Source organism: Neobacillus cucumis, from assembly GCF_023715505.1.
The window spans coordinates 1-15,694 of sequence record NZ_JAMBOH010000016.1; the positions used below are offsets into that span (position 1 = coordinate 1).

Annotated in this window: 17 protein-coding genes and 1 other annotated feature; of the genes, 8 read left to right on the top strand and 9 right to left on the bottom strand. The window is 38.3% G+C overall.

The window, feature by feature from the left end; genetic code table 11:
* Positions 1-119: 119 nt before the first annotated feature.
* The gene (locus tag M3226_RS20240) at positions 120-335 is read right to left on the bottom strand and encodes a hypothetical protein (RefSeq protein WP_251568930.1); all 216 of its coding nucleotides are present in this window, start codon (positions 333-335) and stop codon (positions 120-122) included.
* Between the two features lie 238 nt (positions 336-573).
* On the opposite strand from M3226_RS20240, the gene M3226_RS20245 reads away from it, so the two are divergent.
* The 3 genes from M3226_RS20245 (at position 574) to M3226_RS20255 (ending at position 2,654) form a co-directional block, all read left to right on the top strand.
* Positions 574-1,623 (top strand): M42 family metallopeptidase, encoded by a 1,050-nt coding sequence (locus M3226_RS20245; protein ID WP_251568932.1) that lies wholly within the window; start codon positions 574-576, stop codon positions 1,621-1,623.
* A gap of 149 nt (positions 1,624-1,772) precedes the next feature.
* Positions 1,773-2,357 carry a hypothetical protein gene (locus tag M3226_RS20250; RefSeq protein WP_251568934.1) on the top strand — a complete coding sequence of 195 codons (585 nt, stop codon included), beginning with the start codon at positions 1,773-1,775 and terminating at the stop codon, positions 2,355-2,357.
* A gap of 81 nt (positions 2,358-2,438) precedes the next feature.
* Positions 2,439-2,654: a twin-arginine translocase TatA/TatE family subunit gene (locus M3226_RS20255; protein ID WP_098531656.1), complete on the top strand. Its 216-nt coding sequence runs from the start codon at positions 2,439-2,441 to the stop codon at positions 2,652-2,654.
* A gap of 311 nt (positions 2,655-2,965) precedes the next feature.
* Here the strand turns inward: M3226_RS20255 and M3226_RS20260 are convergent, their stop codons facing one another.
* A complete protein-coding gene (locus tag M3226_RS20260) occupies positions 2,966-3,508 on the bottom strand; it encodes a hypothetical protein (protein ID WP_251568935.1) in 543 nt (180 codons plus the stop codon).
* Between the two features lie 271 nt (positions 3,509-3,779).
* Here M3226_RS20260 and M3226_RS20265 point away from each other — a divergent pair, with 271 nt between their 5' ends.
* Entirely contained in the window at positions 3,780-5,012 is a 1,233-nt protein-coding gene (locus M3226_RS20265) for an NAD(P)/FAD-dependent oxidoreductase (RefSeq protein ID WP_251568937.1), read from the top strand.
* Between the two features lie 146 nt (positions 5,013-5,158).
* On the opposite strand, the gene M3226_RS20270 is transcribed toward M3226_RS20265, so the two are convergent.
* From M3226_RS20270 to hmpA, 5 genes are all read right to left on the bottom strand, one after another.
* Positions 5,159-5,527 carry a VOC family protein gene (locus tag M3226_RS20270; protein ID WP_251568951.1) on the bottom strand — a complete coding sequence of 123 codons (369 nt, stop codon included), beginning with the start codon at positions 5,525-5,527 and terminating at the stop codon, positions 5,159-5,161.
* A 150-nt stretch (positions 5,528-5,677) separates the two neighbouring features.
* A complete protein-coding gene (locus M3226_RS20275; protein WP_251568965.1) occupies positions 5,678-6,658 on the bottom strand; it encodes an ABC transporter permease subunit in 981 nt (326 codons plus the stop codon).
* On the bottom strand, positions 6,651-7,565 hold the full coding sequence (locus tag M3226_RS20280; protein ID WP_251568981.1) for an ABC transporter ATP-binding protein: 915 nt from the start codon (positions 7,563-7,565) through the stop codon (positions 6,651-6,653). Before M3226_RS20280 ends, M3226_RS20275 begins: the two co-directional genes overlap by 8 nt.
* Before the next feature lie 12 nt (positions 7,566-7,577).
* Positions 7,578-8,354, bottom strand: coding sequence for an SGNH/GDSL hydrolase family protein (locus tag M3226_RS20285; RefSeq protein ID WP_251568988.1), 777 nt, complete (start codon positions 8,352-8,354; stop codon positions 7,578-7,580).
* A gap of 163 nt (positions 8,355-8,517) precedes the next feature.
* Positions 8,518-9,732: an NO-inducible flavohemoprotein gene (hmpA, locus tag M3226_RS20290; protein ID WP_251568990.1), complete on the bottom strand. Its 1,215-nt coding sequence runs from the start codon at positions 9,730-9,732 to the stop codon at positions 8,518-8,520.
* A gap of 219 nt (positions 9,733-9,951) precedes the next feature.
* Here hmpA and M3226_RS20295 point away from each other — a divergent pair, with 219 nt between their 5' ends.
* Complete coding sequence (locus M3226_RS20295) at positions 9,952-10,800, top strand: DegV family protein (protein ID WP_251568992.1); 849 nt, start codon at positions 9,952-9,954, stop codon at positions 10,798-10,800.
* Between the two features lie 112 nt (positions 10,801-10,912).
* Entirely contained in the window at positions 10,913-11,503 is a 591-nt protein-coding gene (locus M3226_RS20300; protein ID WP_251568994.1) for a YdcF family protein, read from the top strand.
* Between the two features lie 35 nt (positions 11,504-11,538).
* Here M3226_RS20300 and M3226_RS20305 read toward each other — a convergent pair whose 3' ends face one another.
* Both M3226_RS20305 and proS read right to left on the bottom strand, forming a co-directional pair.
* Positions 11,539-12,099, bottom strand: coding sequence for a GNAT family N-acetyltransferase (locus M3226_RS20305; RefSeq protein WP_251568996.1), 561 nt, complete (start codon positions 12,097-12,099; stop codon positions 11,539-11,541).
* 570 nt (positions 12,100-12,669) lie between these two features.
* Positions 12,670-14,100: a proline--tRNA ligase gene (gene proS, locus M3226_RS20310; RefSeq protein ID WP_251568998.1), complete on the bottom strand. Its 1,431-nt coding sequence runs from the start codon at positions 14,098-14,100 to the stop codon at positions 12,670-12,672.
* Between the two features lie 104 nt (positions 14,101-14,204).
* Positions 14,205-14,423, bottom strand: a binding site (T-box leader).
* A 103-nt stretch (positions 14,424-14,526) separates the two neighbouring features.
* Between proS and M3226_RS32285 the strand changes: the two genes are divergently transcribed.
* Positions 14,527-14,655: a hypothetical protein gene (locus tag M3226_RS32285; RefSeq protein WP_285857926.1), complete on the top strand. Its 129-nt coding sequence runs from the start codon at positions 14,527-14,529 to the stop codon at positions 14,653-14,655.
* Between the two features lie 119 nt (positions 14,656-14,774).
* Positions 14,775-15,668 (top strand): cupredoxin domain-containing protein, encoded by an 894-nt coding sequence (locus M3226_RS20315; RefSeq protein ID WP_251569016.1) that lies wholly within the window; start codon positions 14,775-14,777, stop codon positions 15,666-15,668.
* Positions 15,669-15,694: the final 26 nt, after the last annotated feature.

The following is a 15,694-nucleotide window of genomic DNA, read 5'->3' on the forward strand; positions in this document are numbered from 1 at the left end:
CTTTGATGACTTGTAATTTAAACTCTTTGGAATGTTTTGTGCGTTTCATGATGTCAACCTCCTTGGTACATTAAGCAGTATAATAAATTTTACTCTTACTGTCCAAGTTCATTTTGGGGCTAATAAGTGTAGACCTTCTGTCCATTTGGCATCTGAATAACCACTTTTTCTCCTAATTTCTCTTGAGGTTCTTCGATTTTTATTGAATGTTGATAATAATAGCTGAAGACAAATAAACTAGCCGTTAAGATCAAACTAACTACTATGAAAAAAAATAGACCCGTCCACGAAAATTTCTCTGTTTTATGTTGATGATATAGCTCTAATCTGGTCAACTTTTTCTCCTCCCATTTTTATAAAGCAGGTTCAATAAAAGTTTGCCCCTTTATTTCAAAATATTTTGTATTTCATTCATACCCAAATTCCCTTATTTTTATCCCTAAATAGGGAATTTTCGACCCTTGTTAACCTATGCGTTATTAACTAAAAAGTTGACCATAAACTCATTAAAACCACTTCTTTAAACAAGATTAGGTATAATAAAAGAGAGCACAAACTGAAAGGGGTATTAAAATGGTGCAAATAAATTCCGAAGAAACAATGAAGTTGATTGCTGATTTAGTTTCAATTCCGAGTCCATCCGGAAATACAAATGAGGTAGTGACTTTTGTAGAGAAATTTTTAAAAGAGTTACAGGTTGATACATATCGAAATCGAAAAGGTGGATTAATTGCCACCATCGAAGGAAAGGATAACAGCAAACATCGGATGCTGACTGCCCATGTGGATACACTTGGAGCTATGGTGAAGGAAGTAAAAGCAAATGGAAGATTAAAAATTGACCTTATTGGCGGTTTCAGATATAACTCGATCGAGGGTGAATACTGCCAAATTGAAACACAGAATGGCAAGAAATATACCGGAACGATCCTCATGCACCAAACTTCTGTCCATGTTTATAAAGACGCCGGAAAGCTTGAGAGAAATCAAGATAATATCGAAATACGCATTGATGAAAAAGTACATACAGCACAAGAAGTACGGGCACTTGGAATTGAAGTGGGTGATTTCGTTTCGTTTGACCCCCGTGTAGAACTTACCCAGAGCGGCTATATTAAATCCCGCCATTTGGATGACAAGGCAAGTGTAGGCATCCTTCTTCAATTGATCAAAAGAATCAAAAGTGAAGGAATTACGTTGCCGTATACGACTCATTTCTTAATATCTAACAATGAGGAAATTGGCTATGGCGGTAATTCCAATATTACACCTGAAACAGTTGAATATTTAGCTGTCGACATGGGAGCAATGGGTGACGGCCAAACAACAGATGAATATACGGTTTCTATTTGCGTTAAGGATTCTAGTGGTCCCTATCACTATGAGTTACGTAAACAATTGGTTCGTCTTGCTGAAGAAAACAAAATTGGCTACAAACTCGATATTTATCCCTTCTATGGATCAGATGCTTCTGCGGCTATTCGTTCGGGCCATGATATCGTCCATGGCTTAATCGGACCCGGCATTGATTCATCCCATGCGTTTGAACGAACACATGTATCTTCGATCGAAAATACAGCGAAGCTTTTATATTATTACGTTCAATCTAATTTAGTTATTTAATGTTGAGCATCATCATAAAACATCAGCCGGCAAGCATTCAACCGGCTGATGCTTACGACCATTACTTTCATTAAAATCCCCTTAAAATTAAACACTTTTCCTATTTGGCATTTATAATTAAAGTAAAGTTGAATGAAGGTGTGGTATACATGAAACAAGATTCCCTTTCGCAGAGAAAAAACGGCTTATTTGCGAATTTAATTGCGAATCCAAAAGAGAGGCGAAGAACCAATTTATTTTTTATGATAATGGTTGTTCTAATTTTGGCTGAAGTATTGTTTGTTTATTTCAATCGACAACAGCTAATGACCCAAGACTACCGACATTACAAGGGAACATTTAAGCAGTTTGGTTCCATTGCACAAATAGGTTTCTATGCTGCACTCTCTATTTATCCAGTTTTTCTTTTATTAAAAAATAAAAGGATTAAAGCAATTACATGGGGAACAATCGAGTTAAAAAAGGTATTACAATTTATCGGTAAACTGGTTCGTATATGGCATGTTCCTATTGCATTACTGTCAACTGGTATCGTTTTTCTCCATGTTTATATGGCCCTTTTGCGTGGATTTAAGCTCGATTTTACTTATAGTTCAGGAATTGTGACGGTCCTTGTTCTACTTCCACTAATGTATATGGGTCTTATGCGCTTTAAAAGAAATGATCGCAATTGGCATTTCAAACTTTCCATCACTTTCTTGATTTTATTTTTCATCCATGCTAACTTCTCTTAACCATTCTTCACTAGTACTATAGGAAAAAAAACGTTATAATAACGTTGAATTGGTTATAACTCATCACTAGGAGATGAAGAAATGTTTTCTAATATTGGTGTACCCGGATTAATCTTAATTCTAATTGTGGCTTTAGTGATCTTTGGTCCAAACAAACTTCCTGAAATCGGACGAGCATTTGGGAAATCGATACGCGAATTCAAAAAAGCAACTGAAGGAATTGCTGATGACATAAAAGAAGAAATTAAAGAGGATATTATTGAGGCAAAGAAAGACCAAATCAATTTAAAGAAGTAAGGAATAAACATGAGGCATCCCCATATGTAAGGGGATGCCTCGTATTTTACCTTCCTTTTGTCATCGTTTGGAATTGGTTGATTAATTTTTTTCTAGAATCGGGGTTGCGCAGCAAATATGCTGCTCCTATACCAATGGTTGTCATCATCAATGTTTTTCTTTTCATTTGTATCATCCTCCTTGGAATGGCCATCTTTAATTAATTTTTCCTTCGAACGACGATATTAGTACCTATAAAAAAGAGAAGTTAATTCCAATCTAGGAAAATGACTTTTGAACACTTTTACCTAAAGGCGCTCCTGAACGTTTTTTTAATTTGCCAGTTTTTCTTTCATTAGCTGATTATGCTGTTTGGTTTGTTCTAACAGTTGATTTAAAAGAATGGCTGCTTGTTTGCTATCCTTTTTATTAACGGCTATTCTTAGCTCATGGAAGGTTCTCCAATGGCCCATTTCTTTCCCGCCATGTGATTGTTTAATAAACTCCTCTTTAGTAATCTTGCCCGATTCAAATTGCTTCTTCAGAGCTTCCATTTTCGCTATTCTTTCTTTTTTCCATTGCTCACGTTTGGCGGAATTTTCAGGGCTCATCCATTGGTTGCGAAGACTTTTCTTTTCCTTAATGACCCTCGTCCATTCGGCCTTTTTTTCAGGGGTATATTGGCTAACCCATGCAAGAAGCTTTTGCTCTCTTTCCGCCATCATGGCCTGCCAATCTTTATGGGTCATATGGTGGTGTTTTCCTTCCTTGCAATCACACGGTTTTTCCTGATGATTCGCAGGGAACGTATTAGCCAGTGCTACAGTAGGCATTACCACTATTGCTAATGTTAAAACTAATCCTTTAAACTTCATAACAACTCTCTCCTTCCAACTGTCTTAAATTTTTCTTAAAGCATGGAGTTATAATGCCCCATTTGTCAAAAAAAATTTACCAATTTGACATATTTTCAGGTAATAAACACTTGTGCAATCAATAAGTTTAGCGTATTCTATAATCATAAATTAAATGTGAATAATTTCACAATTTATATAAAAATGAGCTTTGCTTTATTTTTTATATTGTAATGTGAATAATTTCACAAAATATATAAATAGATAAAAATGGGTTTGGAGTGGGAAGTTAATGAATAAGCCAAAAATTGTAATCTTAGGTGCCGGATATGGCGGAATCATCACAAGTAAAAGTCTTGAGAAACTATTAAAATCAGGAGAAGCAGATGTTACCCTGATTAATAAGCATGAATATCACTACATTACTACTCAACTTCATAAAACAGTAGTAGGAACAGCAGCCGATCGCCAAATTGCTATGTCCATCCCTGAACTAATTAATCCCAGTAAAACACACTTTTTACAAGCAACCGTATCATCTGTTAACATTCATAAACAAGAAGTGGTCCTTGATGGCGGCGACACAGTTCCATATGATTATCTATTAATCGCGCTAGGATTTGAGGTTGAAACATATGGGACACCTGGTATTAAGGAAAATGCCTTCGAAATAAGAAGTTTTAGAAGTTCAAAAGCTATTTATAATCAAATTATTAAACAATTTAACTTGTATAAACAAGATCAAGATCCTTCCCACTTAACCCTTGTCGTTGCTGGCGGCGGTTTTACTGGAGTCGAAATGCTTGGAGAGTTTGCTGATGGACTTCCGAAACTATGTAAAGAACACAATATTCCATATGAAAAGGTTAAAATTGTTGCCATTGAGGCCGCGCCATCAGTCCTACCATTTTTCCCTAAAAGATCGATTGAGTATACAACTGAGGTCTTGGAAAAAATGAACATCGAACTGATCACTGGCAGAAAGATTCTTGAATGTACACCCGAAAAGGTTGTCATTGAACCTAATTGCGATATTCCAACTCGGACCTTAATTTGGTCCTGTGGTGTAAAAGGAAATACCATTGTTCATCATTGGGGTTTGCCAATTGAAAGAGGAAAAATTGCGGTTGATTCCAATCTTCGTGTTAAAAACATGAAGAATGTCTTTAGCCTTGGAGATTGCTCCCTATTTATGAAAGATGAAAAGAATGCGTTGGCACCAACCGCCCAAGTTGCACTCCAACAAGCACCTGTATGTGCGAAAAATATTATCGCTTCTATCCGAGGTGAATCCTTAAAGGCTTTTGAGTACCACCATAAGGGTTCAGTTGCATCCATTGGACTTAAAAGCGGTGTCGGCAAGGTTGGAAGTGTCCGCTTATCCGGGTTAATTGGAGCCTTTATGAAACTAGTTATTGAAGCTCGTTATCTCTTTAATCTTGGCGGTCCATCCTTAATCCTCAAGCAGCATTTAGGAGTTGATCATGCACCATTGAAAACCACAGCGAAAAGTAAAATAAATTAACACTTGTTTTCTGGCGGAGGATCCCCCTCCTACCTGCCATTGGCTGATAGCTCAAAAATGAATGCCTTAAATCCCCCGATCGTAAGGCAGACACCCCCATCCCTACATTTTTGGGGATGGGGGTGTTTTATTTTGCAGGATTACCTTTATTCCCATTCTAGGAATTCAAGACGATTACCAAAAGGATCAAGTACATGAATCCTACTGGCTCCTGGGAGGTTATCATCCTCTGTAAAAGCAATTTCATGCTCTTTTAGATGGTTTTTTAGTCCTTCGATATTTTCAACAATTAATGCTGGATGAGCCTTTTTGGCTGGTGAGAATGGATCTTCAATGCCAATATGCAGTTGAAAAGTTCCAAACTCAAACCATACTCCGCCGCGTTTTTTTAACTCTTCCGGTTTTTCAACCTCTGTTAATCCAAGGATGCCTGAAAAAAATCCTCTTGCGGCATCTTCGCACCCTTTTGGACCGGCAAGCTGCACATGATCGATCTTTTTTATTGCAAATGACATTTTGACCCCTCCATTTCTCATCTTTCATCACTATTTTATAAAATTAATAATATTCTATCAAACTTTAAGTTACGCTGCTTTAAATTAACGGAAATTCCGCTTAAATCGCAATGAAAAAAGCTATTCCGAGGATAGGAATAGCTTCTAATTTTAATAAACATCTTTTTTTGTAAAGACCACAAAGGAAACAACTAATGCCACGGCCCACCAAATCAGTAGGACCATCAAGGAAAAGGAAAGATCCATTCCCCCAATTGGTGGAGCGGTTCCCTTCATGTAATCGGTTAACCGTAAATTCACCATAAAAAAGTATTTGGCCGATTCCCAAGAGGATACCATGTTACTTAAAATCGCTCCAGAGATCAGTGCAGCCAGCATAACCCCCATTCCGGCGGCGGTGCTCCGGATTAGTACAGATAGCATGAACGATAAGGTGCCGACGACAATAGCAACAAACCAAACTAATCCAAAATCCATCAATAGAAACTTCCACAGGCTAAGAAGTTTTACATCTGAAGTATTTAATCCCGTGTCCGTTACATTAAACCCCGTTAAGATTGGCGCACCCCACCCCTTATAGCCAAAGACCAATCCAGAAATGAGATAGGAGAGGATACCAGTTATCGCAAGAATTAACGAAACCGCTAAACATAACGTGATATATTTACTTAATAGCACCTTCCACCTTCTGACCGGCCTCGTCAGCAGCAGCTTAATTGAACCAAGACTGTGTTCCGAGGAAACTAAATCACTGGCAATAACCATGACCATCAAAGGGATAAATAAATCAATTGAGTTTTCTAAAAAGATGCGCATGAATGTGGGTGCACCAGGCTCTGATGGGTTGATATCATGATCCAAATAATATTGCTGCTGCTGCAATGAGATTTGCAGCTGCTTTTTCCATTCGTCTGATAATCGGCTGCTGCTTAAACGGTTGGTCGTATCGACAATCTGCTGTTGTAATATCGTACGCCAATCACTTGTTCCTAATTTTTCGCGCTGTGTCTGAACTTGCTTATATTGTGCATATGTAAACAACACGACAAGGACACCGATTATTAATGCAATGACAACTAACCTCTTTTTAGCGATCAGCTTCATCATTTCATTTTGGATTAATTTACTCAATCGAGTCACCCCCCGTTAGCTCGAGGAATAAATCTTCCAACACAGGCATTTTTCGATTAATTTCCGTGACGGACACTCCTGCCGAAACAAGCTCCTTATTCCACACCGGTATTTTTTGTTCATCATATTCCGTTACAAACGTCCCATCATCACTAACTTCTATTGTAGTTAATGTACTTAATACTTGTTTCCCTTTTTCAAGCGGAAATACCCGCCAGACGGCCCGTTCACGATTCGCAAGGAGCTGCTCTACTGTATCAATTTTAATAATCGTTCCTTTTGAAATAATGGCGACCCGATCGCATAATAATTGAATTTCACTTAATAAGTGGCTCGATACAAGGACGCTTAACCCTTCCTGCTCCGCTAGAAAGCGAATAAATTGGCGCATCTCCCGAATTCCTGCTGGGTCTAACCCATTTGTCGGTTCATCGAGGATTAATACCTTGGGCCGGCCTAAAAGGGCTTGGGCAATCCCTAAACGCTGCCTCATCCCTAACGAATAAGTTTTCACTTTATCATGTATCCGATCCGTCAATCCGACTAGCTCAGTGACCTCTTTAATACGCTCTTCCCCTATTCCATCAAGCATACGGGCAAAGTGGAGCAGGTTGTTATAGCCAGATAAGTAAGGATATAATTCCGGATTTTCGACAATGCAGCCAAGGTTGCTCATCGCCTTTTGAAATTGATCCGCTACATTGTATCCGCAGATCTGGATGTTCCCATCCGTTGGTTTGATAAGCCCAACCAACATTCGGATTGTTGTTGTTTTTCCCGCACCATTTGGTCCCAAGAACCCAAATACTTCCCCTTCTCGCAGATCAAATGTCAAGCCCTTAATAATTTCTCTTTTTCCAATGACTTTTTTCAAATTTTCAACAGCTAAGGTAATTTTTTTCTCCATTCATTCTTCTCCTTACCAGGTAAGCAGTGAGGCTACACGTTCTGCAATTAAACGATACCCTTTTGAGTTCGGATGAAACTTGTCTGAATATAAATAATCATTCACTTTTAATTCAAACAGATCAAATGTTGGTACAAATACAACTTTCGAGAAGGCTGCACTTACCTCGGCACTGTCATAATTCCAATGACGAACTACTTTTGACATTTCTTTCCCCTGATCTAATTCTATAAAAGGATTGTATAATCCAATGAAAAAAACATTGGCTGTTTTGTTGTTCTTGCGAATCTGCTCAAGAATAAACTTTAGGTTATCCAGATATTTTTTTTCAATGGCAGCTATATTTTTTGATGAATAATCGGTTAAGCCTTGACCTCCCCGGAACAAATCATTTCCGCCAATGGTAACTAACACCATGTCCGCCTTTTGAATTTGACGAGCCACTTCTGTTTGTTGAATTTGTTTCCGAAGCTGGTCTGATGTTTGCCCATTTATGCCTAAATTGGTGAGCTGGACCGGCTTTTTTGTTTTTTCTTTGATTTCATCGGTCAGATCTCCGACATACCCTTTTCCAGTCTCATCCCCTGTTCCCCTCGTTAACGAGTCACCTAAAGCGACTATCGTGAGACCCTTTTTGTTTTCCACTTTTTTGCTACCGGTATTTGTAACAGGAACCTTGTCCGGCTGGTCTGCATAATATTGCCCTACTGCCCAGCCAAGTCCAGTCACCCAAAGGAGAAAAAACAATACCCCAATGGCCGTGATGGAACGGATGGTATTCTTACCCATACTCAAAACCCTTTCTGGCCTTTTTCTTTTATTAAATCACAGTTGTGGTCCGAATCAAACTTTTGACATAGGTGTCTTAGATTAAAAAAGCATTAAATTCATATTTTGTTAACTTTTAAAAAAATAAGCCGGTCTCCAAATTGGAAACCGGCTTATCCATTCTCTATTCTTCTAAATTCCCCATTGGTCCAAAGAACTCAAAGTGAATTCTACCTTCATTGACACCTAATTCTTTTAAAGAACGGTTGATAGCTTTCATAAAAGGCACTGGTCCACAGAAATAAAAGTCTGCTTCCTCAGTCAATACATTATCCTTAAGCCACTCACGAGTGACATAACCTTCAACATCAAACCTTTTGTTTAAACGGTCCTCTTCTGTAGGTGCATCATAAAACACATATGAATTCACATAATCGAGATCAGATAATTCTTTCACTTCATCGCCAAGGGCATGAACATTGCTATTTGCTGCTGCATGGACAAACGTTACCTGACGTCCCGGCTGCACTTCTACAACTGTTTTCAACATACTCATCATTGGTGTTAAGCCGACCCCGCCACTTAATAACACAACAGGCGTCGTCTTGTTGGTATCAAGAATAAAATCACCGGCAGGTGCACTGACTTTAAGAATGTCTCCTTCGCTCACCTTGTCATGCAAGTAATTAGAGACCATTCCATCAGGGTTTGCTGTTCCAGCTTCTTTTTTAACACTAATGCGGTAATAATCTTTGCCAGGGGCATCTGAAAGACTATATTGACGGATGTGAGTAAACTTCTCACCGTCTATTTCTAGTTTAATACTAATATACTGACCAGGGATGAAACCGGCGATATCTCGTTTATCTGCAGGTTTTAAATAGAAAGATGTAATAACGTCACTTTCGATAACTTTACGGTCAACAACAAAATTCCGGAAGCCGTTCCAGCCTCCTTGTTGATGTGTAGCCTCATTATACATTTCTGCTTCCACACTGATAAAGGCGTCAGCAATTAAATTGTAAGCTTGTGCCCAAGCATCGATAATTTCGTCTGTAGCTGCATCACCCAATACATCCTTAATAGCCATTAATAGGTGTTTTCCGACAATAGGATAATGCTCTGGCTTAATTCCGAGACTTCTATGTTTATGTGCGATTTGTTTAACTACCGGCAGGATTGCTGCTAGGTTATCAATATACATGGCAGCGGCATAAACCGTTCCAGCTAATGCCTTTTGCTGTCTACCCTGTTTTTGATTTGCGTGATTGAAGATATTTAATAATTCTGGATGGTTTCCAAACATTAATTGATAAAAGCGGGTTGTTATGGTTTCTCCATGTTTTTCTAATACCGGTACTGTTGATTTGATAATATCGATTGTTTTTTGATCTAACACATGAAACACTCCTTATTTAGTTATCACTATATCCATAGTGATTATATGAAATAAACCATCTCAACTAAGTGATTCAAATCACACTTTTATATTTTTAAATAATAACTTCTAGAAATTTTCACAAATTGTTCAAAGTTTAATATGACAAATATAACTAGTGAAACGGTTTTCAGTATAGTAATGTTAACTATATTGAAAGTATTTACCGGAGGAAAAGATATGAGCAAAGCAAAAATTGCATGGATTACAGACACAACTGCTTCTCTTAGCAAAGAATTTATTGAGAAACATCATATATATGTCATTCCCTTACACGTTGTCATTAACGATGAATTTTATAAAGAAACGATTGATATAACGGAACAAGAATTTTATGAGCGGATGAAAAGCGAGGAAGGAAAGTTCCAGTCGTCTCAACCTTCCATTAACGACTTTGTTGAACTTTATAAAAAATTGAAAGAAGAATATGATTTTGGTATCGCCATACATGCCTCTAGTACTTTAACAGGGACCTATCAGTCCTCCGTCATGGCCGCTAATATGGAAGATTTCAGGTTATTTGCAATCGATTCTAAAATTGGTTCCTATCCACTTTCTTTTTTAATAAAAAAAGGGATCGAGCTTGTGGAGCAGGGTGTGGATGCCGAGGAAGTGGTTGAACAGCTAAATGCTTTACGCAGCAATACTCGATTATATTTAGTTCCATCGAATTTGGATCAGCTTCATAAAAGCGGCCGGGTATCTGGCGGCCAAAAAGTCTTGGCCTCTCTATTTAATATAAAACCGATTTTGGCTATAGAAGACGGTGCTGCACAGATTAAAGACAAAGTTCGTACCGACAAAAAAGCGATATTCTGGCTGGCATCGAAATTAAGAGAAGATCTTGAAACAAAAACAGTTAAAAAGGTCGCGATTGTTCATGCGAACAATCCGAAAAAAGCTGCAGAGATAGAAAATTACATTAACGAAAACTTCCCTGGTATTGAAACAGAGGTTTTGATGCTTATTACCGTTGCGGGTGTCCATACTGGCGTTGGGACAATCGGGCTTTCGTGGGTATGTGAATAAAAAAAGCTATTAAAGGCTCATGGAATTTATGGGCCTTTCTTTTTGAATATAAAAAAATGTAATATTATGGTACTATTAAGCTGGAACTTAAATAAAAGTGGGATTTGAGAAGATGAGGCAAAACAATAGGATGTTATGGCTATTAGGAGTCTTGGTAGTAGTAGGACTGATTTATGTTTGCATATTACAAGTGAAGATTATCCAATATAGCCATGTTAAAGCGTCAAAAAGTGCAGATTATTTGATTGTTCTCGGGGCAAGGGTTAAAGGTAAGGAACCATCTAAGGTATTAGCTAGTAGGATCGATGCTGCAGCAAAGTACTTAAAGAAAAATACTGATACACTTGCGATTGCTTCAGGGGGCAAAGGTCCAGGCGAAGACATTTCTGAAGCGAAGGCAATTAAAAGAGAGTTAGTAAGTCAAGGTATTAACGAATCTCGTATACTATTAGAAGATCGCTCTACGGATACATACGAAAATATTGAGTTTTCGAAGAAATTCATTCCTTCTAATGCTGAACTTGGCATAGTCGTAACGAACACTTTCCATTTATATCGTGCTCTTTCTATCGCATATTACCAAGGTTTAAATGTGGAGGGTCTATCTGCCAATACTCCTTGGTCAGCAGTATTTAAATCCTACTCACGTGAATATTTGGCGATTACAAAATTCTATTTACAAAGATATATAATCGGTTTCTAGTAAAAAAACTCGACGGCGTCGAGTTTTTTGTTCATTTATTTGATTTTTGCATAGATACAAGTATCGCGGAGTTCTTGTCGGTCTGCAGAAATTCCGTCATTTTTTAATATCCCTTCTAATGTAAAACCTAATTTCTCAGGAATTGCTCGGCTTTTGGTATTTTTGCTATCACAACGGATTTCTACGCGTTTTGCGTTTAGTTCCTGAAAGGCATATTCCGTAATTGCCTGAGCTGCTTCAGTGATGTAGCCATTTCCGTTAAGTCTAGTATCGATCCAGTACCCGATTTCAAACTTGGGTATATCCCAGTTCATTCGATGCAAACCGGAAGCCCCTATAAATTCACCTGTCTCTCTATTAAAAATATGAAGCCTAAGGTCTTCTCTGGTTAAAAATTTCGCATGTGCATCACGCATATTGGCCTCGACCTCTTGCTCGGTTTGCTCCCTATTGGCCCATGGCTCCCATCGCTTTAGCTCATTTAAAGATGCCTGAATGGCTTCAAACACCTTTTTACCATCTCCGGGCATCGGCTTTCGAATATATAATCTATCAGTATAAATTTCATCTGGAAAATCTATTAAGATTGGTTTCATATAGGTACATCTCCCTTCTGAATGATTAAAATTCGCTATAGGTCTTTAGTTTCCCTTTTTTATAGGTGTCAATTTGAGAGATCTATTGCAAAAAATTCACTAGATTTGACGACCCAAGTTCTTAGAAAAGTATCATGAGGACAGGTTGCTCGGTTTCTTCTCCTGGATTGTCCTCATGAACCCGTCATGAGGACAGGTTGCTCGGTTTCTTCTCTCGGATTGTCCTCATGAACCTGTCATGAGGACAGGTTGCTTGGTTTTTTCTCCTAGATTGTCCTCATGAACCCGTCATGAGGACAGGTTGCTCGGTTTCTTCTTTCGGATTGTCCTCATGAACCTGTCATGAGGACAGGTTGCTCGGTTTCTTCTCCTAGATTGTCCTCATGAACCTGTCATGAGGACAGGTTGCTCGGTTTTTTCTCTTGGATTGTCCTCATGAACCTGTCATGAGGACAGGTTGCTCGGTTTCTTCTCCTGGATTGTCCTCATGAACCCATGATGCCTTCACATGCCCGTTTTTTTCTATTATTTAAAAAAGGCCCTCCCATAATGGAAGAGCCTTCATATTTTTTAGTAAGCCTTTGCCCAGTAAACCATCTTATCTGTTTCTTTACCGCAGCATACACATTTATCAGCGACTTTTTCCTGCTCAAATGGAATACAACGGGAAGTTGCGCCAGTATCCTCTTTGATTTTTTCTTCACAGGCTAAATCACCGCACCACATTGCTTTAATGAACCCTGGTTTAGCTTCAAGAGTATTTTTTAACTCCTCTAGATTAGCCGCAACTGAAGTTCTTTCTTCACGATGATTTAACGCCTTATTATAAAGGTTTGATTGAATGTCATCTAACAATTCCACAAGCTTTGTTTCTAACTCGTCTAAAGAAACAACAACCTTTTCTAACGTATCCCTGCGAACCAACACAACCTGCTTGTTTTCAATATCCTTTGGTCCAACTTCAAGACGAACAGGGATCCCTTTCATTTCATACTCATTGAACTTCCAGCCAGGTTTCTTATCGCTGGCATCAATATCAACCCGAGCCACAGAAGCTAGAGACTTTTTCAAATCATAAGCGAAATCAAGCACGCCCTCTTTATGCTGCGCAATAGGAACGATCATGACCTGTGTTGGAGCAGCTTTTGGAGGTATAACCAAACCACGGTCGTCGCCGTGAACCATGATTAATGCACCGATAATTCTGGTTGTAAAACCCCATGAAGTTTGATGAACGTATTGCAGCTTACCTTCTTTATCTGTGTACTGGATATTAAACGCTTCAGCAAACCCTGTACCAAAGTGATGGGAAGTTCCAGATTGTAATGCTTTTCCATCATGCATTAAGCTTTCAATGGTAAATGTAGCTTTCGCACCAGCAAACTTCTCTTTCTCGGTTTTTTGTCCCTTTACTACAGGAATAGCAAGAATTTCTTCACAAATGGCCGCATAGACATTTAACATCTTAATCGTTTCTTCCATTGCATCTTCATCCGTTGCATGGGCAGTATGACCTTCCTGCCATAAGAACTCTAATGTACGTAAGAATGGACGGGTTGTTTTTTCCCAACGGACTACGTTAGCCCATTGGTTATATAACTTTGGCAAATCACGATAAGAGTGAATGATATTACTGTAATGCTCACAGAATAATACCTCTGATGTCGGGCGGACGACTAAACGTTCTGTTAATGGCTCAGAACCGCCATGCGTGACCCATGCCACTTCAGGAGCAAATCCTTCAACATGGTCTTTTTCCTTTTGAAGCAGGCTCTCTGGAATAAATAATGGCATATATACATTTTCATGCCCTGTTTCTTTAATACGACGGTCCAGCTCGTTTTTAATATTATCCCATAATGCATAACCATATGGGCGGATAATCATCGAACCACGAACACTTGAATAATCAATTAAATCTGCTTTCGTGACAACATCTGTATACCACTGGGCGAAATCCTCGTCCATGCTGGTTACATCTTTTACAAATTCTTTTGCCATTTTGACACCTCATTATTTTTTTAATATAGAAAGAATTGTTGAGCGCATTTTGCCGCTAAACAAGGATTTCCGCTTTTTTAAATGCAAAAAGACCCTGATCCTAAAAAAGGGACCAAGGCCTGGCGGTACCACCCTAAATTCATAAAGCAATTGCTTTAAACTCTCTCACATGATAACGGATTTTATCCGCATGTATCTTCAAACAATAATCCGATACAGAACTCAGAGGCAGGTTCAAATGATTGTCTTAAGAAACCTCACACCACTGGTTTCCTCTCTTGGTAAGACCATGTCATTTTACTAATCCCCATCATCGTTTCAATTAGTATTTTTGAAAAAATTATATATTTCTCTATAATAAAAGTCAAATCATTTATGGATTATTTTACTCCGTGAACCAAATTAAGGACAAAAAGGGGTGCCCGCATGACCAAAGAAAAGGTTGAATTTGAAAAAGAAGAAGCAGAAAAAGAAATATTACTCGAATACATGAAACTTCAAAATGAAGCCCTTAAAAGAATCTATAAGAACACATTAGATAAAAACAAAGAATAGCACCAAGAGTCATAAAACGTTCATATATATCACGTAATATACAAATTTCCAACGATTATTTAAATTTATAATACTCTTATGTTGTTTAATTATAAAAGGCACATAAGAGGAGACAGAACATGAATATATTTTCAATTATTTCAGTAGCTTTTGTGGCCATTGGCACAGGCTATTCCATTTTTCTTGTATACCGTCATAAAAACAAATTTAATAATACTTCGGGAATCCTTATAAGTATGGTGATCGCTGTAATCACAGGTTTACTGGCCGGAAGCATCATTGGGATTGCATCCGGTGAGACCTTCCTGACTGTAGGTATCAGCTTAATTATTGGATTTATCGTTGGTTTCTTGGCGGGCCATCCGGTCGGTATCTTAGCAATATTAATGGGAGCCATTTCTGGTTTAATGGGTGGAATTAACGGGGCTATTCTTGGTCTTTTCCTCCAATATATCAACCCGACTTTATTTTTAGGAATCTTATTAGGTTTCTACGTTGTGATTATCGGCTTTGTCATTATTTATATTCAGGTGGCAGCCAACACCAAATTTTCAATCAACACTGAAGAACTTTCACCATTTGCAATTATCGCAGGCGGCATTATCCTTGTTTCATTATTTTTATTTATGTACAGCAGTGATATGGTAAAGATCCCAGGTAAAAACGATACGGCTCAAACACAAATAACACAAGAAACCCACAGTCAAACGGCTGGCAAAACCGAAGTGGATGTGTCCGGAGAGAGTTCACCCAAAGTCAAAATGCTTCTAACGGAGAAAGGATATTCGCCGAACATGATCCGGGTCAAAAAAGGCGTTCCGGTTGAACTCGAGATTACGAACCCATTAGATAGCAGCAGCTGTTTATCCACCTTTATGATCCCGGATTTCAACATCAACAATATTAACCTTAAAACTGGATCAACAAAACTATCATTCACTCCAGATAAAACAGGTGAGTATACGTTTAGCTGTGGAATGCAAATGTTTACGGGGAAAATCATTGTCGAGTAAGCCAAATAGCACACGAGTCATGACTC

Excerpts from the sequence above, each read along its gene's own strand:
- M3226_RS20245 (WP_251568932.1), top strand. The coding sequence starts at position 574 with ATGGTGCAAATAAATTCCGAAGAAACAATGAAGTTGATTGCTGATTTA.
- M3226_RS20250 (WP_251568934.1), top strand. The coding sequence starts at position 1,773 with ATGAAACAAGATTCCCTTTCGCAGAGAAAAAACGGCTTATTTGCGAAT.
- M3226_RS20255 (WP_098531656.1), top strand. The coding sequence starts at position 2,439 with ATGTTTTCTAATATTGGTGTACCCGGATTAATCTTAATTCTAATTGTG.
- M3226_RS20260 (WP_251568935.1), bottom strand. The coding sequence starts at position 3,508 with ATGAAGTTTAAAGGATTAGTTTTAACATTAGCAATAGTGGTAATGCCT.
- M3226_RS20265 (WP_251568937.1), top strand. The coding sequence starts at position 3,780 with ATGAATAAGCCAAAAATTGTAATCTTAGGTGCCGGATATGGCGGAATC.
- M3226_RS20270 (WP_251568951.1), bottom strand. The coding sequence starts at position 5,527 with ATGTCATTTGCAATAAAAAAGATCGATCATGTGCAGCTTGCCGGTCCA.
- M3226_RS20280 (WP_251568981.1), bottom strand. The coding sequence starts at position 7,565 with ATGGAGAAAAAAATTACCTTAGCTGTTGAAAATTTGAAAAAAGTCATT.
- M3226_RS20285 (WP_251568988.1), bottom strand. The coding sequence starts at position 8,354 with ATGGGTAAGAATACCATCCGTTCCATCACGGCCATTGGGGTATTGTTT.
- M3226_RS20295 (WP_251568992.1), top strand. The coding sequence starts at position 9,952 with ATGAGCAAAGCAAAAATTGCATGGATTACAGACACAACTGCTTCTCTT.
- M3226_RS20300 (WP_251568994.1), top strand. The coding sequence starts at position 10,913 with ATGAGGCAAAACAATAGGATGTTATGGCTATTAGGAGTCTTGGTAGTA.
- M3226_RS20305 (WP_251568996.1), bottom strand. The coding sequence starts at position 12,099 with ATGAAACCAATCTTAATAGATTTTCCAGATGAAATTTATACTGATAGA.
- proS (WP_251568998.1), bottom strand. The coding sequence starts at position 14,100 with ATGGCAAAAGAATTTGTAAAAGATGTAACCAGCATGGACGAGGATTTC.
- M3226_RS32285 (WP_285857926.1), top strand. The coding sequence starts at position 14,527 with ATGACCAAAGAAAAGGTTGAATTTGAAAAAGAAGAAGCAGAAAAAGAA.
- M3226_RS20315 (WP_251569016.1), top strand. The coding sequence starts at position 14,775 with ATGAATATATTTTCAATTATTTCAGTAGCTTTTGTGGCCATTGGCACA.